Annotated in this window: 30 protein-coding genes and 7 pseudogenes; 14 read left to right on the top strand and 23 right to left on the bottom strand. The window is 40.7% G+C overall.

All coding sequences use genetic code 11. The features are described from left to right. Window positions 1-532: 532 nt before the first annotated feature. Window positions 533-1,876 carry an IS4 family transposase gene (locus K6984_RS25055; protein ID WP_420831625.1) on the bottom strand — a complete coding sequence of 448 codons (1,344 nt, stop codon included), beginning with the start codon at window positions 1,874-1,876 and terminating at the stop codon, window positions 533-535. 1,031 nt (window positions 1,877-2,907) lie between these two features. Between K6984_RS25055 and K6984_RS25050 the strand changes: the two genes are divergently transcribed. After that, window positions 2,908-3,495, top strand: a complete 588-nt coding sequence (locus tag K6984_RS25050) for a recombinase family protein (RefSeq protein ID WP_221897897.1) — start codon at window positions 2,908-2,910, stop codon at window positions 3,493-3,495. A gap of 107 nt (window positions 3,496-3,602) precedes the next feature. Here the strand turns inward: K6984_RS25050 and K6984_RS25045 are convergent, their stop codons facing one another. Then, window positions 3,603-4,082, bottom strand: coding sequence for a hypothetical protein (locus tag K6984_RS25045; protein WP_221897896.1), 480 nt, complete (start codon window positions 4,080-4,082; stop codon window positions 3,603-3,605). 35 nt (window positions 4,083-4,117) lie between these two features. Here K6984_RS25045 and K6984_RS25040 point away from each other — a divergent pair. Next, a pseudogene (locus K6984_RS25040) lies at window positions 4,118-4,486 on the top strand (DDE-type integrase/transposase/recombinase); the annotation flags it as partial. Window positions 4,487-4,542: 56 nt separating this feature from the next. Here the strand turns inward: K6984_RS25040 and K6984_RS25035 are convergent. Then, window positions 4,543-5,280 carry a class I SAM-dependent methyltransferase gene (locus K6984_RS25035; protein WP_087871483.1) on the bottom strand — a complete coding sequence of 246 codons (738 nt, stop codon included), beginning with the start codon at window positions 5,278-5,280 and terminating at the stop codon, window positions 4,543-4,545. A 335-nt stretch (window positions 5,281-5,615) separates the two neighbouring features. Beyond that, on the bottom strand, window positions 5,616-6,209 hold the full coding sequence (locus K6984_RS25030; protein WP_221897895.1) for a family 43 glycosylhydrolase: 594 nt from the start codon (window positions 6,207-6,209) through the stop codon (window positions 5,616-5,618). A 351-nt stretch (window positions 6,210-6,560) separates the two neighbouring features. Here K6984_RS25030 and K6984_RS34960 point away from each other — a divergent pair, with 351 nt between their 5' ends. Together K6984_RS34960 and K6984_RS36630 are read left to right on the top strand one after the other, a co-directional pair. After that, on the top strand, window positions 6,561-6,689 hold the full coding sequence (locus K6984_RS34960) for a hypothetical protein (protein ID WP_263458600.1): 129 nt from the start codon (window positions 6,561-6,563) through the stop codon (window positions 6,687-6,689). Window positions 6,690-7,041: 352 nt separating this feature from the next. Next, window positions 7,042-7,110 (top strand): annotated as a pseudogene (locus K6984_RS36630) (IS1 family transposase); the annotation flags it as partial. Window positions 7,111-7,315: 205 nt separating this feature from the next. Here the strand turns inward: K6984_RS36630 and K6984_RS25020 are convergent. Both K6984_RS25020 and K6984_RS34955 read right to left on the bottom strand, forming a co-directional pair. Beyond that, window positions 7,316-7,441: pseudogene (locus tag K6984_RS25020) on the bottom strand (IS6 family transposase); the annotation flags it as partial. 444 nt (window positions 7,442-7,885) lie between these two features. After that, window positions 7,886-8,014 (bottom strand): hypothetical protein, encoded by a 129-nt coding sequence (locus K6984_RS34955; protein ID WP_263458596.1) that lies wholly within the window; start codon window positions 8,012-8,014, stop codon window positions 7,886-7,888. Window positions 8,015-8,053: 39 nt separating this feature from the next. On the opposite strand from K6984_RS34955, the gene K6984_RS25015 reads away from it, so the two are divergent. Continuing rightward, window positions 8,054-8,605 carry an MFS transporter gene (locus tag K6984_RS25015; RefSeq protein WP_221897894.1) on the top strand — a complete coding sequence of 184 codons (552 nt, stop codon included), beginning with the start codon at window positions 8,054-8,056 and terminating at the stop codon, window positions 8,603-8,605. Here the strand turns inward: K6984_RS25015 and K6984_RS25010 are convergent. From K6984_RS25010 to K6984_RS24995, 4 genes are all read right to left on the bottom strand, one after another. After that, on the bottom strand, window positions 8,593-8,889 hold the full coding sequence (locus tag K6984_RS25010; RefSeq protein WP_221897893.1) for a hypothetical protein: 297 nt from the start codon (window positions 8,887-8,889) through the stop codon (window positions 8,593-8,595). The genes K6984_RS25015 and K6984_RS25010 overlap by 13 nt on opposite strands. Before the next feature lie 166 nt (window positions 8,890-9,055). Next, window positions 9,056-9,268 (bottom strand): BrnA antitoxin family protein, encoded by a 213-nt coding sequence (locus K6984_RS25005; protein ID WP_221897892.1) that lies wholly within the window; start codon window positions 9,266-9,268, stop codon window positions 9,056-9,058. 4 nt (window positions 9,269-9,272) lie between these two features. Then, entirely contained in the window at window positions 9,273-9,548 is a 276-nt protein-coding gene (locus K6984_RS25000) for a BrnT family toxin (protein ID WP_087870282.1), read from the bottom strand. A gap of 206 nt (window positions 9,549-9,754) precedes the next feature. Further along, a complete protein-coding gene (locus K6984_RS24995; protein ID WP_221897891.1) occupies window positions 9,755-9,901 on the bottom strand; it encodes a hypothetical protein in 147 nt (48 codons plus the stop codon). Between K6984_RS24995 and K6984_RS24990 the strand changes: the two genes are divergently transcribed. Further along, the gene (locus tag K6984_RS24990; RefSeq protein WP_221897641.1) at window positions 9,858-10,091 is read left to right on the top strand and encodes a hypothetical protein; all 234 of its coding nucleotides are present in this window, start codon (window positions 9,858-9,860) and stop codon (window positions 10,089-10,091) included. The two genes, K6984_RS24995 and K6984_RS24990, sit on opposite strands and share 44 nt — an antisense overlap. A 26-nt stretch (window positions 10,092-10,117) precedes the next feature. On the opposite strand, the gene K6984_RS24985 is transcribed toward K6984_RS24990, so the two are convergent. Further along, the gene (locus K6984_RS24985) at window positions 10,118-10,318 is read right to left on the bottom strand and encodes a tyrosine-type recombinase/integrase (protein ID WP_221897640.1); all 201 of its coding nucleotides are present in this window, start codon (window positions 10,316-10,318) and stop codon (window positions 10,118-10,120) included. On the opposite strand from K6984_RS24985, the pseudogene K6984_RS31695 reads away from it, so the two are divergent. Continuing rightward, window positions 10,306-10,524: pseudogene (locus K6984_RS31695) on the top strand (restriction endonuclease subunit S); the annotation flags it as partial. The gene K6984_RS24985 and the pseudogene K6984_RS31695 sit on opposite strands and share 13 nt — an antisense overlap. 150 nt (window positions 10,525-10,674) lie before the next feature. On the opposite strand, the gene K6984_RS34950 reads toward K6984_RS31695, so the two are convergent. Continuing rightward, on the bottom strand, window positions 10,675-10,803 hold the full coding sequence (locus K6984_RS34950) for a hypothetical protein (protein ID WP_263458600.1): 129 nt from the start codon (window positions 10,801-10,803) through the stop codon (window positions 10,675-10,677). Here K6984_RS34950 and K6984_RS24975 point away from each other — a divergent pair. Together K6984_RS24975 and K6984_RS24970 are read left to right on the top strand one after the other, a co-directional pair. After that, window positions 10,781-11,125 carry a restriction endonuclease subunit S gene (locus tag K6984_RS24975; protein WP_221897889.1) on the top strand — a complete coding sequence of 115 codons (345 nt, stop codon included), beginning with the start codon at window positions 10,781-10,783 and terminating at the stop codon, window positions 11,123-11,125. The two genes, K6984_RS34950 and K6984_RS24975, sit on opposite strands and share 23 nt — an antisense overlap. Window positions 11,126-11,299: 174 nt before the next feature. After that, window positions 11,300-12,925: a type I restriction-modification system subunit M gene (locus tag K6984_RS24970; RefSeq protein WP_221897888.1), complete on the top strand. Its 1,626-nt coding sequence runs from the start codon at window positions 11,300-11,302 to the stop codon at window positions 12,923-12,925. 77 nt (window positions 12,926-13,002) lie between these two features. Here K6984_RS24970 and K6984_RS24965 read toward each other — a convergent pair whose 3' ends face one another. Beyond that, window positions 13,003-13,218 carry a hypothetical protein gene (locus K6984_RS24965; protein ID WP_221897887.1) on the bottom strand — a complete coding sequence of 72 codons (216 nt, stop codon included), beginning with the start codon at window positions 13,216-13,218 and terminating at the stop codon, window positions 13,003-13,005. Window positions 13,219-13,230: 12 nt separating this feature from the next. On the opposite strand from K6984_RS24965, the gene K6984_RS24960 reads away from it, so the two are divergent. Both K6984_RS24960 and K6984_RS24955 read left to right on the top strand, forming a co-directional pair. Further along, complete coding sequence (locus tag K6984_RS24960) at window positions 13,231-13,458, top strand: hypothetical protein (protein ID WP_221897886.1); 228 nt, start codon at window positions 13,231-13,233, stop codon at window positions 13,456-13,458. 575 nt (window positions 13,459-14,033) lie between these two features. Next, window positions 14,034-14,195, top strand: coding sequence for a hypothetical protein (locus K6984_RS24955; RefSeq protein WP_221897885.1), 162 nt, complete (start codon window positions 14,034-14,036; stop codon window positions 14,193-14,195). A 259-nt stretch (window positions 14,196-14,454) separates the two neighbouring features. On the opposite strand, the gene K6984_RS24950 is transcribed toward K6984_RS24955, so the two are convergent. The 3 genes and pseudogenes from K6984_RS24950 to K6984_RS36625 all read right to left on the bottom strand — a co-directional run. Continuing rightward, the gene (locus K6984_RS24950; protein WP_221897884.1) at window positions 14,455-14,736 is read right to left on the bottom strand and encodes a hypothetical protein; all 282 of its coding nucleotides are present in this window, start codon (window positions 14,734-14,736) and stop codon (window positions 14,455-14,457) included. A 12-nt stretch (window positions 14,737-14,748) separates the two neighbouring features. Next, on the bottom strand, window positions 14,749-15,348 hold the full coding sequence (locus tag K6984_RS24945) for a P-loop NTPase family protein (protein WP_221897883.1): 600 nt from the start codon (window positions 15,346-15,348) through the stop codon (window positions 14,749-14,751). 186 nt (window positions 15,349-15,534) lie between these two features. Then, window positions 15,535-15,636 (bottom strand): annotated as a pseudogene (locus K6984_RS36625) (IS982 family transposase); the annotation flags it as partial. Window positions 15,637-16,102: 466 nt separating this feature from the next. Between K6984_RS36625 and K6984_RS24935 the strand changes: the two are divergent. From K6984_RS24935 to K6984_RS24930, 3 genes are all read left to right on the top strand, one after another. After that, window positions 16,103-16,804 (top strand): hypothetical protein, encoded by a 702-nt coding sequence (locus K6984_RS24935; RefSeq protein WP_221897881.1) that lies wholly within the window; start codon window positions 16,103-16,105, stop codon window positions 16,802-16,804. A gap of 146 nt (window positions 16,805-16,950) precedes the next feature. After that, a complete protein-coding gene (locus K6984_RS34945) occupies window positions 16,951-17,079 on the top strand; it encodes a hypothetical protein (RefSeq protein WP_263458596.1) in 129 nt (42 codons plus the stop codon). Between the two features lie 27 nt (window positions 17,080-17,106). Further along, complete coding sequence (locus K6984_RS24930; RefSeq protein ID WP_221897880.1) at window positions 17,107-17,289, top strand: hypothetical protein; 183 nt, start codon at window positions 17,107-17,109, stop codon at window positions 17,287-17,289. Window positions 17,290-17,330: 41 nt separating this feature from the next. Here K6984_RS24930 and K6984_RS34940 read toward each other — a convergent pair whose 3' ends face one another. From K6984_RS34940 to tnpA, 7 genes and pseudogenes are all read right to left on the bottom strand, one after another. Continuing rightward, window positions 17,331-17,732 (bottom strand): IS66 family transposase, encoded by a 402-nt coding sequence (locus K6984_RS34940; RefSeq protein WP_263458875.1) that lies wholly within the window; start codon window positions 17,730-17,732, stop codon window positions 17,331-17,333. Continuing rightward, the gene (locus K6984_RS34935) at window positions 17,720-17,851 is read right to left on the bottom strand and encodes a hypothetical protein (RefSeq protein ID WP_263458874.1); all 132 of its coding nucleotides are present in this window, start codon (window positions 17,849-17,851) and stop codon (window positions 17,720-17,722) included. The genes K6984_RS34940 and K6984_RS34935 overlap by 13 nt, the downstream gene beginning before the upstream one ends. 56 nt (window positions 17,852-17,907) lie before the next feature. Beyond that, window positions 17,908-18,051: pseudogene (locus K6984_RS36620) on the bottom strand (IS66 family transposase); the annotation flags it as partial. 29 nt (window positions 18,052-18,080) lie between these two features. After that, the gene (locus K6984_RS36615; RefSeq protein WP_221897877.1) at window positions 18,081-18,263 is read right to left on the bottom strand and encodes an IS66 family transposase; all 183 of its coding nucleotides are present in this window, start codon (window positions 18,261-18,263) and stop codon (window positions 18,081-18,083) included. A gap of 159 nt (window positions 18,264-18,422) precedes the next feature. Then, window positions 18,423-18,725 carry an IS66 family transposase zinc-finger binding domain-containing protein gene (locus K6984_RS24910; protein ID WP_221897876.1) on the bottom strand — a complete coding sequence of 101 codons (303 nt, stop codon included), beginning with the start codon at window positions 18,723-18,725 and terminating at the stop codon, window positions 18,423-18,425. Between the two features lie 245 nt (window positions 18,726-18,970). Next, window positions 18,971-19,308, bottom strand: a pseudogene (tnpB, locus tag K6984_RS36610) (IS66 family insertion sequence element accessory protein TnpB). 12 nt (window positions 19,309-19,320) lie between these two features. Then, a complete protein-coding gene (gene tnpA, locus K6984_RS36605; RefSeq protein WP_420831713.1) occupies window positions 19,321-19,623 on the bottom strand; it encodes an IS66 family insertion sequence element accessory protein TnpA in 303 nt (100 codons plus the stop codon). Window positions 19,624-19,734: the final 111 nt, after the last annotated feature.

Genomic DNA, 19,734 nt, shown 5'->3' with positions numbered 1-19,734 from the left:
GCTAAATATTCCAATTCTACGTCATAGGTTTTCGCCCAATAGGGTCTCAAGATTTCTAAATAGGAGGCAATCCCAACGGTTCTGTCGCAAAAAATAAAATCACCTTATTACCTACGATTATAAGATTTAATTTGAGCCACAGTAGGTTCACATGCTCAACTGAAAATGGCTCTATTTTTCAAGCCATTACTTTCCTGAATACCCCATGGTAATTGACTTTAACACTATATTATCGTAATTTTAATGATGGGATGAGACTGTTTTTCTCCTGCATGGTGTTTTATCCATTTGCCGCAAAAAAACAAGTTACAGTTGATTTTTACACAAATATTTATTTTTTGCGACAGAACCCGCCTCGGTCATTGTTACTAATGCCACTTTATCACCCGTAATTGTTATTCTATGAAAGTGTAACTATTTATCACATCATAAAATCATCACATATTTAGAGTGAACACGCCCGCTGAAAATCAGGGAATCGGGGAGTCGCTATTTTTGCCTACCCTTTACCCCACCTCCTTACACACAAGTCCTAAAATACGCCTTTTAGCTTTCTGGCCATTTGAATACCATATACGCAGTCCTGAATCCTCTGAAAACCGATCCAAATACTTTTCGCACCAGGGTCACCATCTGATTTACGCCCTAAAAAACCACCCAATGTCGCTAAATTTCTTAACACGGCATTCAGTGTAGGCACTTTTTTGGGTATCTTTTTGTCCAATAAACCATAAGATGATTTCCATTCTAAAGGATCAAAGATTAATTCAGCAGGCAAGTCAGGACAGATGCGACCTAAGCGCATAAGATACATCACCCGCCAAGCAATAACCATGGCCATGACTAAGGCTTTTTCAATGCGCTCTTTACTGGATAATTGAAGCTTTTCAACCTTGCAGCCCACTTTCAAAATATCAAAAAACATTTCTATTTCCCAGCGACAGCGATACCAGTCAATCAACTCACAGGCTTGATCTTCACTTTCTACCCTTCGATTGCTTAATAAGCGCCATATGAGCGGTGACTTCCCTTTAGGCGGGTTGATTTCTTTTGCCTGAACCAAAGTTACTTCAATACCTTCTTTCCCTTTTACGGGGAAAGTGCAGCGTAACACTTTAATTTCTTGCTGAACTTGTCGCGATTTTTCGCCTTTTTTTCGTGGCTTAATAAAACTAACGCGACTCATAACCTCTTGCTTATCGACGCTATCCCACAGTGTTTCATCCGCTGATAATTTACGGTTATGCCTGGCTCTTACTAGCCAGTCAGCAGGCGTATTTAACGCCTTACTTCTCTGCATAAGACTTAAAATATCACCTTCTCTATCGGCCACATAAACGAGCCGACTTTTAGGGCAACGTTCGGCCATTTCAGCGACACGTTCATAACCTTCTATCCAGCGATCACTTTCTTTTATCGTGGGATTATTTTGATCTTCTGCTTTGCTTTTTCCTCTTGCCCACATCCACGCATCACTAACCCCTAAAGGGAGCCGGTCTGGTGTAATGCAGAGTGTCGGATGCAAGTACATGCCTCTTTGGGCATCGTAAGATAAGCGACCTAAATCCTCAGTTTCTTGTCCATTAAAATCTAATTCTGTCGTATCTTGTAAGCATAAAATAACGGGCTCTTCACTGACTATAATGCGCTGTTCAACTTGATCTGTATGGGCGACTAACAACTTTTCCCATGTCACATTTTCATTTGCATAAAATCGATAAGTCGCTTGTGTTTCAGCCCAGCCTTGGCAAGCCTGAGGAATGCTTAGTTTAGGCGCTTTTACAAAAGTTTCTATCAATTTAACTGCTCTTTTATTAAGCCGTGAATCACCTAAATCTAAATTACAAAATTCCATTTCTGCCCAAGTCTCAGTCATCGTTACTAAAATAATGAGATTTTACACTCTTATATCAGACTTGTGTGTAAGGAGATGCCTTTACCCATCATGTAAAAGTTATCACCCTATTTTACCTACCCTAATGAATACTTGATTTCCGTTCAATCCGCATTTAACTATTACTATTAGTGAGGCTTTATTGTCTTGATAACTCACATTAAGACGTATGTATCACACCATGCAGAGATAAATAACCCTGTGACATTACTATGTGTAAATTGTGAGCAACAATTCTTATATCGTAGTTACCCACAAGAACTGTTGATAAAAGTGTGTATTACTTTTGAGTAACTGGATTAAAGCCACGGTACATATGGGATAGGGTTATATTGTGTATTTTTTGTACAGGACATTTATTAAGCTACATTTGATTCACAGTTTCACTATGTTCCTAAGTAATGCCACGCATATAACACTATCAAGGAGTGTCACATAAATGGTCGTTTATGTGGTGATGGTGGCTCAAACGGGTTCTATAAGTGTTTGTATAAAAATCAACTGTAACTTGTTTTTATGCGGCAAATGGATAAAACACCATTAACAATAGCAAATATAAAATGGCTTTTATGCGGTTTTTTTTCCATTCGCAAGGTTTAAACCTTGCGCCTTTCAGCAATACCTTCGCCAGAATTAAAATAAACTCATTTTTATGAATTTTATAGCCTATAATCGATTGATTTATATGGGTGTAAGATTGTCATTCTTGGCTTAAATTAAAATTGGCGAAGTTATTGTTTCAGGCGAGCATATTTATCTCAAATGTTACAATCTAAAGATGGATTATCATTATGGCAGTCATACAGTCTACAATGTCGTTTTAGTTAAATATTACTCTATTTAGCTAAAATCAAGATTTGGCGTTAAAAAAACAAGTGTTTTTTTAACTTCACCATCAACACAGCTAATCACCATTAACAAGACCTTATTTATAGTTAATAATGTTAAAAAAGGCTGTTAAAAAACTTATCTCATGCTATAGTTAATAAAACCCATGTTAAAAAAGTAAACAGATGAAAATAGGTTACGCTCGAGTTTCAACATCTTCTCAAGATACATCACTACAAATAGACGCGCTTAATGCAGCTGGTTGCGAAATAATTTATAAGGAAAAAGCGTCAGGAAGTAAAAAAGACAGACCCGAACTTGAACAATGTTTAAAGTCTTTAAGGAAAGCTGATACGCTGGTTGTCTGGAAATTAGACAGGTTAGGAAGATCATTACAACACTTACTTGAAGTTATAAATGATCTTGAAAATAAAGGAATCGGTTTCACTTCATTAACTGAATCAATAGACACGACTACAAGCACAGGCAAACTTGTTTTTAATATATTTGGCTCACTTGCAGAATTCGAACGCTCATTAATTAAAGATAGAGTAAAAGCCGGCTTAGAGGCAGCTAGAAAAAAAGGAAGAATTGGAGGAAGGCCCTCAGCTCTTGATGAACAACAAAAGGAAATGGCAATAACGATGTTCAACGGCGGTGCATTGAAATCTGATATAGCAAAACATTTTGGTGTTACGAGACAAACTATTTACACAATACTTCAGGCGCGCCATGCTACCTCACAACATTCTGGGACTCCTGTGTCGCCGTAATTCGTTCTCCTACACAGCGGAACAGGAGATGCTTCAGCCGCCCTGCGTCCGCCACAGACTGTGAGCACAAAGCAGCTCAGTCATGGCTACCACAAATGGCTCTACGGCTATTCGGGATAAAGTTTTAGCCTCCCTCGTGCGCTAGTAGCGCGAGAGGGAGGCAAGAATTGCATTCCGAATAGCCGTCCAGCCAGTTGAGACGGACGCAGGGCGACCAGGGCATCTCCCATTCGCTGCGTAGGCGAATGAATGTTGGTGACAGGAGCCCCAGAATGTCGTGAGGCAGCATGGCGCGCCTGGCGCCTTCTGGAGACTATCAGCCCGTCCGGGGCTTGGCAGCGCGTGCGACAGAACCCGTTTAAGCCACCATCACCACATAAACAACCATTTATGTGACAGTCCTTGATACTTAGGAACATAGTGAAACTGTGAATCAAATATAGCTTAATAAATGTCCTGTACAAACGCTGAAAATCCTGGAAACGGAGCTTTAGCGAAGTGAAGATTTCTAGTCCGCGATAGCCGTAGGGCCGTTGTTTTGTCGGAGTCTGAGCGTTAGCGAAGGTGGAGACAAAATAAAAGGCCATCCGACACGGCGTCAAGTCATTTGGAGCCTATGTTCCGACCCCTTGTTGGGTCGGGACGAGGTGACGAGGACGAATCATACCGAGCTGTTGATAGTCGCGGGGATACGCTTGATTTCATGCTTTCTGAGCGCCGTGATGAAGAGTTAGCCAATATTAACCTCTTGTTAATCCTCGCTGGGTTTGCCACTATGATTGACATATTACAAGTTAAATATTTGAATAACATCATCGAACAGGATCATCGCTTTATCAAAAAAATAACAAAACCGATGATGGGCTTTAAAGCGTTTCACTCCGCCCAAGCAACAATTGATGGAATTCAAACGGCACATATCATCCGAAAGGGGCAATTGTCTGAGGAAAATATTCCTGCTTATAAGCAGTTTATGGCTTTAGCAGGATAGTTATGCCTGAAGACCAGGAGGTCTGCGCTTTTGATAAGTATTGCGACAGAACCGATTTATTTTAGCTTACGAATTAAAGCAAATCCAAAATTTAATGGGCTTGTATATATCTGACATATCTCATATTTATCAGAAGGAATAATTTTATTTTGTAAAGTATAAAAAGGTCCATCAACACCACAAAAATTTGGAAATACATCATGGAATAAAATATAACCACCTGTCGCAATATATTTCTCTATATTTAGAAAGTCAGACAAACACCCTTCTTTAGAATGGTCTCCATCAATAAAAACAAAATCGATGGGCTTAAGAATATTACTTAATAATTCATTAATTAAAAGTAAAGAATCTCCTTTATGAATTTCAACAAAATCTTGATATCCACACTTTTTTATATTTTCTTTCATAAATTCTAAAGGGTCATTTAAAGTGACCCCCGGACACCAAGGATTATCTGTGTGATTTGGAAAAGTATCAATACAATATAGCTTTTTATTATATTCATAATCAGCCATTGCTGAGGCTATCCATAGAGTAGAAATTCCTATATAAGAACCTACCTCAACTACTGTTCTAGGAACAATATTCATAATTAAAGCACGCAGTAAATTCCCCATGTTGGGTGATACTGAACCAGGAAAAGACATAGGATGCTCATAAATTTTGACTAACACTTTTGCCCATTCAGAACTGTTACTACTTAAAAAACGAGGAACATCCCATTTATCTCCAGGTTTCGGATCATCTAGCATCGTACCTGAATGAAAAAATTCTAATTGATCAGTTTTCATGTTTTTTTAATTTAAGCCCTATATATTCTTATTTCTGTGAGTCGCTATTTTTATTTTCGGCATCCCACGCTGAAAACCAGGGAAACGTAGACTAAGCGGAGTGATGGTTTTTAGTCCTTGGTAGGCGTGGTATGGCAACTCTCTGATCCGAAGTGCGCCCAGACGTCCTGCGTACGTGCCACTCCCTCAAAATGACTGGACGGCGTTTCAGAATGTCTTTTTTTGTCTCCACCTACGCTAGCGCTACAATTCCGACAAAACAACGGCTCTACGCCTTCAGATGACTATCAGTCATCGCATTCGCTCTCCATGGCTGGCAGCGAAAGGAAGTAATATTAAGAGGCGCAACGAAAGAGGTTTCCTACATGCTCTCCTCCTCCAATAAAAGAAGGGGCAGGTATTTGTTTGATTTCATCTCCAACAAACTCTAATTTTGACACATACACACTTCTTTCAAAGTTCCCATTTCCAATATGGTAAATTAAGTAATATTCCGTACCTATTTGAATAACGGAACCATGTCCAGCATTATAGCCGTGTGAATGTTTATCTGGTCTAGTTTCCCAGCTATTAAACGTCAATCTGCATGAATTTGTATTCGTACTTAATTCGGATAGGCTTGTTGCCTTTTTATAATACATTTGATATTTTGAATCATAATTATTTTCAGAATAAAGAAAATAATAAATACTATTTCTTTTAAAAATAAATGGCGCCTCCGTAATACCTTCATCAAAAGTAAAATTTGGATAGGTATTATTTATAATCTCATTATTTAATAAGTTAACTGTACTATTCGCATTACCATTTCCTGTGAACCACGTATATGACCAATAAGTAATTCCATTTTCAGTAAATTGTTCTGAATCAATGCGTGGAACTCTATTATTAGTGTTCTCTGATGAAATAGCATCGTTTGTCCCAATCACATAATTATCAGGCGAACTAAGAAAAATTGGAGGGCCAAAATTATTTTCCTCCGCATCCCATGTTGCATAAAAAATTGCAGGAGCATAATCCTGACCTCTTATTTTTGAACAACTTTCACCTGTTAATGGTTTAAAAGTAGCTGTAAAGGTAAGAGATAGATTAATACCATCATTATGTATATCAGGAGCAACAATATCACAATATCTATGGAGATCCCCAAAATTAGTATTAACTACATCACGAGGATTGTAATTCAGATAAAAGTTAGCCTTTAAATTGGACTCATTGTTAGCTACATTAATAAAATTTTCTGTTGATGTAGAAAAAAAGTCATCGGGGAGTCGCTATTTTTGCGAAAGCTTGTTTTGGGCATCCCAGCCCAAGCAAGCGGCAAAAACTTAACGCGACCACTAATGCCTCCGGCGGCCCCGATTCGTCCTCGTCACCTCGTTCCGACCCAACAAGGGGTCGGAACATAGGCTCCAAATGACTTGACGCCGTGTCGGATGGCCTTTTATTTTGTCTCCACCTTCGCTAACGCTCAGACTCCGACAAAATAACGGCCCTACGGCTATCGCGGACTAAAAATCATCACTTCGCTTAGGCTCCGTTTCCCTGATTTTCAGCGAGGGATTCAGAGTTAATACCACCAGTTCCTGAAAAATACACCTTATTCGAATAAACTAACGCATCTGGATCAGCAAACCTTGACTTCAAAAGTCCTGTAGAATTTGCAGAAAAAGTGGATAAGGATAGTAAAATTAACAAATATATAGGTATATTCATATTAAAACTGAATCGGTAGTGGGTTAAATCTGTTATTGGGCCTGAGTATCTCGTAAAAATTTAAATTTGAGAACGTGGATTAAACGGTTGGCACGAAAAACTATTTGCTTTTCATGATGTAACTCTAACGCTTTTTTATCCGTTGAACTCAGTGTAATTTTCATGAGCTGTAGTTTGCCTTGATTTCATTAATTTTTCAAGCACCTTCAATAATTTTTGGTATAGATGATATTGGAATAGGTCAGGACAGAGCTACCGATCAAGGGGGTTCTGTCGCAATAATTATCAAAAGCGCAGAGCTCCTGGTCTTCAGGCATAACTATCCTGCTAAAGCCATAAACTGCTTATAAGCAGGAATATTTTCCTCAGACAATTGTCCCTTTCGGATCATATGTGCTGTTTCAATTCCATCAATGGTTGCTTGAGCGGAGTGAAACGCTTTAAAGGGTTCTGTCGCGCCTGATGAAAAGCCGTTCGGAAGTAGTGGGAATCGCTAAAACCGCGTTAATATAACTATCCTGAAGTTTCCCAATAATTATTTATGGTAAAATTGAAATTATAATTAAGGCTTTTTCTTCTTCAATGCGTTAGGAGCCTAAATTTCCAATAATACTTGCGACAGAACCATTTGATTGACGCTTACCTTTATACACTAAACAAATTGGATAACACATGAAATACTTACTATCGATTGCAAAAGCATTTATTTTATCTGTTGCAATCGCTTTTGCTTTTGCCTTCGCTGAAAATCAGGGAAACGGAGCCTAAGCGAAGTGATGATTTTTAGTCCGCGATAGCCGTAGGGCCGTTATTTTGTCGGAGTCTGAGCGTTAGCGAAGGTGGAGACAAAATAAAAGGCCATCCGACACGGCGTCAAGTCATTTGGAGCCTATGTTCCGACCCCTTGTTGGGTCGGGACGAGGTGACGAGGACGAATCGGGGCCGCCGGAGGCATAAGTGGTCGCGTTAAGTTTTTGCTGCTTGCTTGGGCTGGGATGCCCAAAACAAGCTTTCGCAAAAATAGCGACTCCCCGTCTTTCTTGACGAGTTTACTTGGGTGAGCGGAAATGACATTCAGGTGCTCATGGTAATAGCATGCATCATCTCTTTTACTATTAGCTTTTTAGGCATTGAAACAATTCGAGCCGCAATCGGTCTATCGATTGTAAAAGCATTTTTTTTATTTGTTGCAATCGTTGTTGCTTTTGCCTTCTTTCTTCACGAGTTTACTAGGGTGAGTAGAGATGACATGGGTTTGTTAATGGGAATAGTAGGTATCATCTCTTTTACTATTAGCTTTTTAAGTATTGAAATAATTTCAGCCGCAATAGGTGCAGTGAGAGATATCAAAGAAAAAATTGAGTCAAACTTAGAAGACAAGTATAAAAAATTTTATGTACTGGTCGAAGACGAATATGACAATGGAGAAGAAATTGATAAAGAGTTGTGGTCTCAAGCTTTTGTAAACGCTAAGGGTTATGAAAAACTAAGAAAAGTCGAGTACATGAAGTTAAGGGCGAAAGAATTGAAGAAAAGTATAAAAAATAAGCACTGCAGGGACGCCATGCTACCTCACGAAATTTTGAGACCTATGTCTCACATTCGCTGAAAACCCTGGAAACGGAGCTTTAGCGAAGTGAATATTTTTAGTCCGCGATAGCCGTAGGGCCGTTGTTGTGTCTGAGTCTGAGCGGTAGCGAGGGTGGAGACAAAAAAAGGTATTCCGAAACGCGGTCCAGTCATTTGAGGGAGTGCTACGTAGCCAGCACCGAGTTTACGATGGTGTGGCGAAGTGGCACGTACGCAGGACGTCTGGGCAGCCGAAGGCATTAGTGGTCGCGTTAAGTTTTTGCTGCTTGCTTGGGCTGGGATGCCCAAAACAAGCTTTCGCAAAAATAGCGACTCCCCGACGCAAAAATAGCGACTCCCCGCTTGCCGAGCGCGAATGTATATAAAAAATGCGTAGCCATTTTGTATATACATTCGCATAGCTCGCAAATTCTGCCAGCTTCAAGACTTCAAAAACGCCAAGAAATAACCCGCAAGCCTCACACTGGTTTTAATGGTTCTTGTGAGCTTCGTAATAAGAACGCAAAACCGCGTTAATATGGCTTTGATAGCCCTTTCCTTGAGATTTTAGCCAATCCAATACATCTGCATCTAGGCGAATAGATACCGCTTTTTTTACGGGCGTTATTTTCATTTCCACGGTGCGTAAAAATTCCGCGTCAAATTCAGCTATTTCTGAATAATCTATTTCTTTATCTGCCATTGCATCAAGTCGTTTTAAGTCGCTCTTTATAGGTTTTTTGTTCACGGTTATTCGCCTTCCTCATTGAGATAATTCTAGTTTTATTCCCGCGTGGAGTATGGGCTATGACTACGGTTCTATTTTCTAACAATCCAAAAGTTATAAAGCGCGGTTCGCCATAATCTCGCCTTGTATCTTCAAAAGTAACGCATTGCCCTAAAAAAACTTTTTCTGCATCTGAAAAATCTAGCCCTCTTTCCGATAGGTTCTTATTGTTTTTTTCTTCGTTCCATTCATACATGGCTAGTCCCTTAGGTGTATATACAACTGTACATACATGCGAATTCTAAATCAAGCCTTAAATACTTTTAATTTTAATCTTGATTTATTGGTAACTACTCAGCGTAATTTAAACTCATAACAGATTGATTTAAAATAATAATTAATGTATCTCTCTGAATCTTAGTCCGATTTTCACCCCTTTGTTAAAGGTGAAAATGACTAAAGTCAGGTTAAATTAAAATATATCCATTTGATTTTACAGGCGCGCCATGCTACCTCACGAAATTCCGGGACTCCTGTCGCCATAATTCGTTCACCTACGCAGCGGATGGGAGATGCCCTGAACGCCCTGCGTCCGCAACGACTACGCACAAAAGACGCTTCGTCATTACTACCTCACTGGCTGGACGGCTATTCGGAATGCAATTCTTGCTCCTCTCGCGTGCTGCTAGCACACGTCGAATCAGCGAATTGCCCTGTCGCCTATCAGGGACTAAAAATCACCACTTCGCTAAGCTACGTTTCCATGATTTTCAGCGAAGTTAAAAAACACGCTGAGTAGTTACATTTATTGTTACAAAAACCGTTTTATTCCCACATTTTTAAAGCGGTTTCGCGTTCTTCCTGTCCGATTGCGTCCATATAAATCATGGTATTTTCTATGCTGGTATGCCCTAGCCATTTTTGAATTAATCGCGGGTTTCTGGTTTTAATTGAAGCATTCACCCCGAAGCCATGACGCAAGCCTTTAGCCGTTGCCTGTGCGCCTTTAATATCTGCCTGTAACATACTTAGATCGTGTTCTTACCAACTCAGCAATAAATGGAATTGTCGACCAACGAGACTACTTTGATAAAGATATTGCCAACAAAAACAATCTTTCAGGGTATTTTATTGTTGAGAAGGGCGACTATGTTTATAACCCTAGAATTTCTAAATTCGCACCAGTTGGCCCGATATCTAAGAACAAGGTTGGCAAGGGGGGTATGTCGCCTTCGCTGAAAATCAGGGAAACGGAGCCTAAGCGAAGTGAAGATTTTTAGTCCGCGATAGCCGTAGGGCCGTTGTTTTGTCGGAGTCTGAGCGTTAGCGAAGGTGGAGACAAAATAAAAGGCCATCCGACACGGCGTCAAGTCATTTGGAGCCTATGTTCCGACCCCTTGTTGGGTCGGGACGAGGTGACGAGGACGAATCGGGGCCGCCGGAGGCATTAGTGGTCGCGTTAAGTTTTTGCCGCTTGCTTGGGCTGGGATGCCCAAAACAAGCTTTCGCAAAAATAGCGACTCCCCGCTGTATACTGTCTTTAGGTTTCAAAATAGTAGTAATAGTTTTTATGAGCAGTACTTTAAATCCACACACTGGTATAAACATCTGAGAGTAGTGTCTAACAGCGGTGCAAGACACGACCGAATGAGCATTGCTAATGATGATTTTGAAGAAATACCACTTCCCTACCCAATACCAGGCGAACAACAAAAAATTGCCGACTGCCTATCTTCCATAGACGATCTCATCACCGCCCAAGCCAAAAAAATAGAATCACTCAAAGATCATAAGAAAGGCCTGATGCAGCAACTATTTCCCGTCGATAACTAGGGGGGGGATATATAAACAATCAATCAACCTATTTAGACTCGCTGGTTGCACTAATCAGGGTGAAAACAAAAAGTATTTCAAATAAATATTAGGGGATTTTATGACTAATTACAGGTTTAATCCTGAACTATTCCCTAAGCAAATAGATAAAAACATAGAAGAGTCAACCTAATCATGACAAAAGAACAACAGAAAGAACTGGGTAGAACCCTTTGGGGTATTGCCGACCAATTACGTGGCGCAATGAATGCGGATGACTTTCGGGATTATATGTTGTCGTTTTTGTTTTTACGGTATTTGTCAGATAACTACGAGTTAGCAGCCAACAAAGAATTAGGCGCTGATTATCCTAAGCTTGAAGAAATCGATAAGCGTTCCCCCTTGGCTGTGTGGTATGAGAAAAATACAGAGGATATTGCCGAGTTTGAAAAGCAAATGCGCCGTAAAGTGCATTATGTGATTAAGTCAGAATACCTGTGGAGCAGCATCGCAGAGTTAGCTAGAACACAAGATGCTGACTTGCTTGCTACCCTACAGAATGGTTTTAAATACATTGAAAACGAATCCTTTGGAGATAATTTCCAAGGCTTGTTTTCAGAGATTAATTTAAATTCTGAAAAGCTGGGTAAAAATCACGAAGACCGGAATGCTAAACTCTGCAATATCATTTCAAAAATTGCAGAAGGCATTGCTGATTTTTCAACCGATAGTGATGTATTGGGTGATGCCTATGAATACCTGATTGGTGAGTTTGCGGCAGGTTCTGGAAAAAAAGCGGGTGAGTTTTATACGCCGCAACAATTATCCAATATCTTGTCTGAAATCGTCACCCTTGATAGCCAAGACCCAACCACAGGGCAAAAGAAAAAATTAAATAAAGTACTCGATTTTGCCTGTGGTTCAGGTTCGTTATTGTTAAACGTACGTCATAAGTTAGGCGCTAACGGTATTGGTAAAATATACGGGCAAGAGTCTAACATTACGACGTATAACTTAGCCCGTATGAACATGTTGCTACATGGGGTTAAGGATTCTGAATTTGAAATCTATCATGGTGATTCACTGATCAATGATTGGAGCCTTCTTAATGAAATGAACCCTGCTAAAAAGCTAAAGGTAGATGCTGTCGTCGCAAACCCTCCTTTTAGTTACCGTTGGGAACCTAATGAGTCGTTAAGCGAAGACTTTCGCTTCAAAAGCCATGGGTTAGCTCCTAAATCGGCAGCTGATTTTGCTTTTTTATTACATGGCTTTAGCTTTTTAAGTGACGAAGGCACGATGGCCATTATATTGCCTCACGGCGTGCTATTTCGTGGTGGTGCAGAAAACCGCATTCGTACTAAGCTACTTAAAGACGGCCATATCGATACTGTTATTGGTTTGCCTGCCAATCTATTTTTCTCAACTGGGATTCCTGTATGTATTTTGGTGCTAAAAAAATGCAAAAAGCACGATGATGTGTTGTTTATTAATGCCAGTGAATATTTTGAAAAAGGCAAACGTCAGAATCGATTACGTGATGGTAAAGATGGCGAGCCAAATGATATTAAAAAAATAGTCGAATGTTATCAATTCAGAACTGAAGAAGTGAGATATTCACGGTGTGTAAACATGCGTGAAATTGAAAAAAATGATTTCAACCTGAATATTTCACGTTATGTTAGTACGGCAAAGCCAGAGCCTATCATCGACCTAAAAGAAGTTCACAATGATTTAACATCCTTAGAAGAGAAGGTTTTGACAGCAACCAAAACGCATAATACATTTCTCGAGGAACTAGGATTGCCAGCTTTACCCTAGATAAATACATAGTCTACAAGGTGCTAGATGGCATTTTCTCGTTCTGTCGCAAAAGATACGTATTTGTGTAAACCTGGTTATGAACCTGTTTTTATTCTTCGCCCAAGGGGTAAGTAACTTTTTTTATCGTATCTGGAATTTTCTATCTTGGACGCGCCTGACGCTGTCAGCCCCGGACGGGCTGATAGTCTCCAGAAGGCGCAGGGAAATTTGCCAATCCGAAGTGCGCGATAGCGCGCGAGGGAGGCTAAAATTTTATCCCGAATAGCCGTAGAGCCATTTGTGGTAGCCATGACTGAGCTGCTTTGTGCTCAGTCTGTGGCGGACGCAGGGCGGCTGAAGCATCTCCTGTTCGCTGCGTAGGTGAACGAATTACGGCGACAGGAGTCCCGGAATTTCGTGAGGTAGCATGGTGCGCCTGTGTTTTTACAATTGAATCCGAGTACTCTAAAAAGGATAACGCACAGTACACATGGCGAGCCAGCTCTTCGCTAAGGCGTTTTATATCGCTTTTAAGACGTTTTAACAGCTAACCCCTGCTATGTACACCAATTAAGGGTTTTGTGGGTCTTTAAGGGACTCACATGCCCGCCAATAAGCGATTGACTAATTGTGGGTATGTGGTTTGTTATAGCTGTTACAGAAAACAAAGATTAAACGGTAAACCATTTCAAAATAAAGAGTTGGCTTATTGCAACAAGCAACAGTATTCTGGGGACTCTTTGCCCTAGGGAGGAAGTAACTTTTTAAACTTCATAATAAAACGCTATTTAGTGTGCAACATAATATAGATTGTACTATACCTATAATCCTTTTATAGTCAAAGACTAGGGCTACTATCATGTACAACCTGTGGATATTTATACGAAATCATTACATTTACAATTTAGGGTTTTATAACGTTGAGATGGCTGATTGAGGTTTTCTTTGAGGACTGGAAGCTTTATGAAGGATGGGGGCGTGAGGCCAAACAATTAGATCAGGCGCGCCATGCTACCTCACGAAATTCCGGGACTCCTGTCGCCGTAATTCGTTCACCTACGCAGCGAATAGGAGATGCTCCAGCCGCCCTGCGTCCGCCACAGACTGAGCACAAAGCAGCTCAGTCATGGCTACCACAAATGGCTCTACGGCTATTCGGGATAAAATTTTAGCCTCCCTCGCGCGCTATCGCGCACTTCGGATTGGCAAATTTCCCTGCGCCTTCTGGAGACTATCAGCCCGTCCGGGGCTGACAGCGAGTGTATTCATAACTGTAAGATTGAGCTAAACCATCGGAGGTTCTCAGCTTTTTTTGTTGATTTGCTGAAATGAAGTATTTTGGTATGCGTTCCCAATATTCAATTGTATTAGAAACATTATTTTCATTGTTTGTTAAAAATTGAGCAAACAAATCATGTTGAATACTCGCTATTGTTCGACTTGGAGGCTTTTTAAGTTGTTTGTTAGCTGTCATTGATTTATATTTTTATAAGTTAATATATAACGTACAAATAAAAATATATAGTTTTATAGTATCATATTCTATACTATAAATTTTTAGTATTCTCTCCGTATTTTATTAAGAGCATTTTGATAGCTTCCTCAGCTAATTCAGTTGCTTTTTTCCCCTTAACTTTTTTTTGCTTATGCGCTAAGTCATCAAAAGCATTAGAAAATTTTTCTTGAATATAAAAAGCTTTTTGTTTTCGTGGGGGAGCTTTGATAACTCTTACTAATTTTGGCGCGTTATCATTCGATGTTTGTTCATTTTCTGTTAATTCGTCAGCACGCTGTTCTTCTTGGTTCATCCAAGCAGGTTTATTGTTCATGGCTTTTCTTCTTTAGTTTTGAGAGTTGTCTGATTGTTTGAGGAGAATTGCGCCAAGAATTTTTGAAATTTCACGTCGCCGTTCACCCACCTTATAAGCTTTGTTCATACTGCTATCAAAAATACTTCTATAGTCTTCTGATGCGCGACTAAAAACGCCACTAGAAGGAATAACGAATGCACCTTGCTCTTTTAAATAGGCAGTGGTGCTTTTTTCGCTTTTTCTGTGTGCCTGTCCATCAGTTACTACGGTAATAACTTCTTTATTTTTAGTTTTTGCACGTTTAAGCGCGTCAATATAAGTTGCATATTGGTCACGCGCAGGTTTTAAAGGCATGACGAGCAAATGGGTACTAGGAACTTCCCAGTCACTAGCTTGATGGTCAAAAAAGACAATATCTACATCGGGCTTTTCTTGGGGAATTTCACCTAAGACTTCAAAATTAAGGCTTCCTTCTCTGAAATAGTTTATTGATGTTCCCTGTTGATCCTGACAAATAACCATTGGCTTAATACCAATTTCTATAGATGCCGCTGCTAAATTAATCGCAAGCATTGACTTACCTTGTCCTCCCTTTGGGTTCCAAATACTCACAAGTTTTATATTTTTCATAGAGATAGCCTCATTATAGGTAACTATAAAACTCTATAGTATAAAATACTATAGTCTGTTGGATTATAGTAAATACTTTTATACTATATAGTAATTAGAAGTAGATTTTTATTGTGTATTTAAACTTATGCTGGCTATGCTTTAAACTTGAAATAACCCTATTTAACCTGAGTTCGGGATAAGGAATTATAGCAAAGGCAATAAATCTTCTCTTCTTAGGTTGAGAGCAGGCTTTTTTTCTTGGTATGAATAAGCAACCAAGCAGGCGACTGCATTGACCATATAATGGTTCTGTCTCCCGCTGAAAATCATGGAAACGGAGCTTAGCGAAGTGGTGATTTTTAGCCCCTGATAGGCGACAGGGCAATTCGCTGATTCGACGTGTGCTAGCAGCACGCGAGAGGAGCAAGAATTGCATTCCGAATAGCCGTCCAGCCAGTGAGGTAGTAATGACGAAGCGGCTTTTGTGCGTAGTCGTTGCGGACGCAGGGCGTTCAGGGCATCTCCCATCCGCTGCGTAGGTGAACGAATTATGGCGACAGGAGTCCCAGAATTTCGTGAGGTAGCATGGCGCGCCTGCTAAGTGTTTCAGTTTTTTGGTCGATAAGCTTGGACTCAAGGCTTCAAGTACTGCTATGATTTCGAACATGGTCAGATTTTGGTAAGTGCTGTGGTGTTGTGACCTAGTATTTTACTGATTTCTGGCCATCCTTAGTTTTTTCTCTCCCTTATTTTGGCGAAGGTATTGGTATACATGAATATTTTAATAACAGGCGTACTCTTATTAGGGGTAGCCTCAAGTGCACAAGCTTTTACATATGCTGATGATGATTTCGAGTTGTTGGATGTGACAGACGAGTACATTGAACCAGATCCTTGTGATGGATCTCATACACGAGATCCTGAATTAGATGATTTGCAATATACCGAAAAGCTTGTAAATGCCCAAGTAAGTGAGTGCGCAAAGATATTTGAGGTTGGTGATAGGGGTTTAGGAGGTGGGGTTGTATTCTATACGATTGATGATGGACGACATGGTTTAGAGGCTGCGCCAGATAAATTAAAGAATCTTGTGTGGGGATGTCATGGTGTTACGGTTGGATTAGGCGGTATAAAAATTGGAGATGGTCGATATAACTCCGATACAATTCTTTACAATACATCTTGTAATAATAGTTCACACCGATATCCTACAATTTTCGAAGCCGTGGACAACTATGTAGCACCTAATGGAGTCTTAGATTGGTTTACACCATCTTATCTTGAGCTTAGAGAATTATATTATAGTGGGTTTAATGAACCCTATCTTGAGACTGAGCATTCACATCTCAACTATATATTCTCATCTTCTGAGATAAGTGGTACTAATGCGTATGTAACGGACTTCAAGAACGGTATCCATTACAATATAGGTAAGGACTGGGCAATCTCAGTCATTCCAGTACGTGCATTCTAAGTGGGGAGGGTGTCGCAAAAAATAGTTCTGTCGCAATAATTATTAAAAGCGCAGACCTCCTGTCCTTCAGGCATAACTATCCTGCTAAAGCCATAAACTGCTTATAAGCAGGAATATTTTCCTCAGACATCGGGGAGTCGCTATTTTTGCGAAAGCTTGTTTTGGGCATCCCAGCCCAAGCAAGCAGCAAAAACTTAACGCGACCACTTATGCCTCCGGCGGCCCCGATTCGTCCTCGTCACCTCGTCCCGACCCAACAAGGGGTCGGAACATAGGCTCCAAATGACTTGACGCCGTGTCGGATGGCCTTTTATTTTGTCTCCACCTTCGCTAACGCTCAGACTCCGACAAAACAACGGCCCTACGGCTATCGCGGACTAAAAATCTTCACTTCGCTAAAGCTCCGTTTCCAGGATTTTCAGCGTTTGTCCCTTTCGGGTCATATGTGCCGTTTCAATTTATTTTGGACATGGTTTACCGTTTAATCGTAAGCGTCAATTCTCTCCACCTAGACAAGCTACCCTAATTACTTTAGAGGCTTAATTTTTTCAATCAAGTTCCAGGGCAAAAACTGATCCAGTGCTTCTGGTTCATAATGCCTACCCAGCTTGGGTAGTTCAGTTAATAAGTGTTTCAGGTAATCAAAAGGTTCCAGGTTATTAGCAACGGCTGTTTGCACAAGACTGTAAAGTAGTGCGCTGGCATTTGCACCGCGTGGTGTCTGGTTAAACAGCCAGTTTTTACGTCCAATCACAAACGGTTTGATATGCCGTTCAGCGGCATTATTATCAATTTGTATATTACCGTCATCAATATAGCGGATCAAGCTACCCCACTGGTTAATAGTGTAACGAATGGCTTTACCTATTGCGCTGTCCTTTGCTGTCTTGGTAAGGTTGTTATCGCACCACTGCTTTAACTCTTCCAGTAAAGGTTGCTGTTTTTCCTGACGCTGTAATAACGTTGCTCTATCGTCAGGTCTTTGATCTGTTTTTCAAGTGCATACAGTCGGGCAAACTTACGTAATGCGGTTTGAGCCAGCCCCATTTTATTCTTGCGACTCTCTTTAGGAGGGCTTTTAGCGCTTCATCGAATTTACGCCGCGCATGTGCCATACACCCCACGAGGATACAATCATCTGATGCCAGTGCATGATAGCCTGCATAGCCATCTACCTGCAAGTGACCTGAAAAGGCCCGCAAGAAGCTTTCAGCATGCGCTCCTGCCGCGCGTTGGCTGATAATCATACAAAACGATCGGGTGCTCGGATTCATGCTCACGCACTCTGATAGAGCCACATATAGGATTTCGATTTCGTCTCTCGACCATCCCGAATCACATTTAAGGTTGTTTCATCGGCCTGGAGGATCTTCTGTAGAATCAGCAGAGCATGCAGTCGATCATAAAAGGGCTGGAGCAATTCAGCGGACTTTAATAACCCAGTTAGATAGCGTGGCACGAGAAAGGTCAACACTTAAGCGCTTGAAAATGGTTCCTGCCGGTAAAGTGGCAGGCTATCCATGAACTTGGGCGACAATAATGTAAGCTAATAAACTTGCCGAGGCAAAAACTACGAGGAATGGGCTGTGCGGGTTTTGGTGCACTGATAATGCCATTTTCACAGGTGCGGCAGCCATAACTTGATCTGTATATGTTCAATGACTTTGATCTGGGCAGGAATGATTTCTAACTGCTCTGACTTGTCTTCGCCAGCCTCATGCAATGCATGACCGCAGGCACAAAAACGCTCTGCTTCAGGTAATTCATAACGGATAACTTCGCGCGGGATATCTCTGGATAATGGCTTGCGGCCTGGCTTTTTACGCTGATAGCTTAGGGTTTCTTCAGGGTCGGAATCATCCTGCTTTAAGCTATCAAGAATGGACTCCGCTTCATTAAACAACTCCATTGACCCGGGCATTTCTCACTGGAGGTGCAAAACGCTTATGTTGCAACAGACGAAACTGCTCCTCATACCATGTCAGTTTTTCCTGTAATTGATCCACTGTCGACTGATAGTCCAGCACCATTTTGTGCAGTACATTCGTCTCGTGCTGGCAGTGTTTTCAGGAAGTGATTTCATGGTGTTATTATACACCAACAGGTTAAATAATCATTTAACTGGCTGTTTTATTAGATATTTTCCACGTAAAATAACGCAACAAATCAATTATTTATTAAGCAGAAATAGCGGTATGGAGCTTGCGCTTGCCGATAGGATAAACCTTCCAGTAACCAGTGTAATTCACGTAAGGTTAATGATAACGGATGTTCGTTTACTCGGTTGCCACTGAAACTTCCCCTTATCCAGGCGCCGATAATAAAGCCAGAACCCTTACACTCCCAATAGAGTATTTTCAGTTTATCGCGAGAGCGGTTACAAAAGACAAAATACTTCCGGCAAAGGGATCATGGCCAAACTGTTCCGAAACAATCAGTGACAGACCATTGATAGATTTACGCATATCAGTAACGCCGGTCGCCCAAAAACACTTGATTAACAACAAGCCCGTTTATCATGAGATAGACCTAACCAGTTTCAGTAGCGGCTTTAATGATGCAAGTTCTGTACTGGCACAAATTTCCAGACTGAAGCCATTAGAATGAGTCACTTTGATAACTGATGAATCAGCAGGTACGCCTGATCCGTTCAACATGTCCTCTGCAACCAGTGTTACCGGAACCAATTGCTTGGCTTGTAACACTGGTGGAGCGAGCGAACTGAATTGCTTTTTGTAATAACTGAAGATATGCAGCTTGATATCATGGGCTTTGCAATACCCGACCTGAGTTAAACGACTGGCTTGCCATTGCGGTATATGATGTTTTGCATAGCCGCTTTATTTTGAGATGGACTCATAAATTCACTCCTGAGTTAATTGGAGGTATTAGTCTGCCATTTTTTATATTGGTTTAGAATGTGTACTTTA

The organism is Bathymodiolus japonicus methanotrophic gill symbiont (genome assembly GCF_019721995.1).
Lineage (GTDB): Bacteria > Pseudomonadota > Gammaproteobacteria > Methylococcales > Methylomonadaceae > Methyloprofundus.
This window is presented reverse-complemented; position numbering and strand designations above follow the sequence as displayed.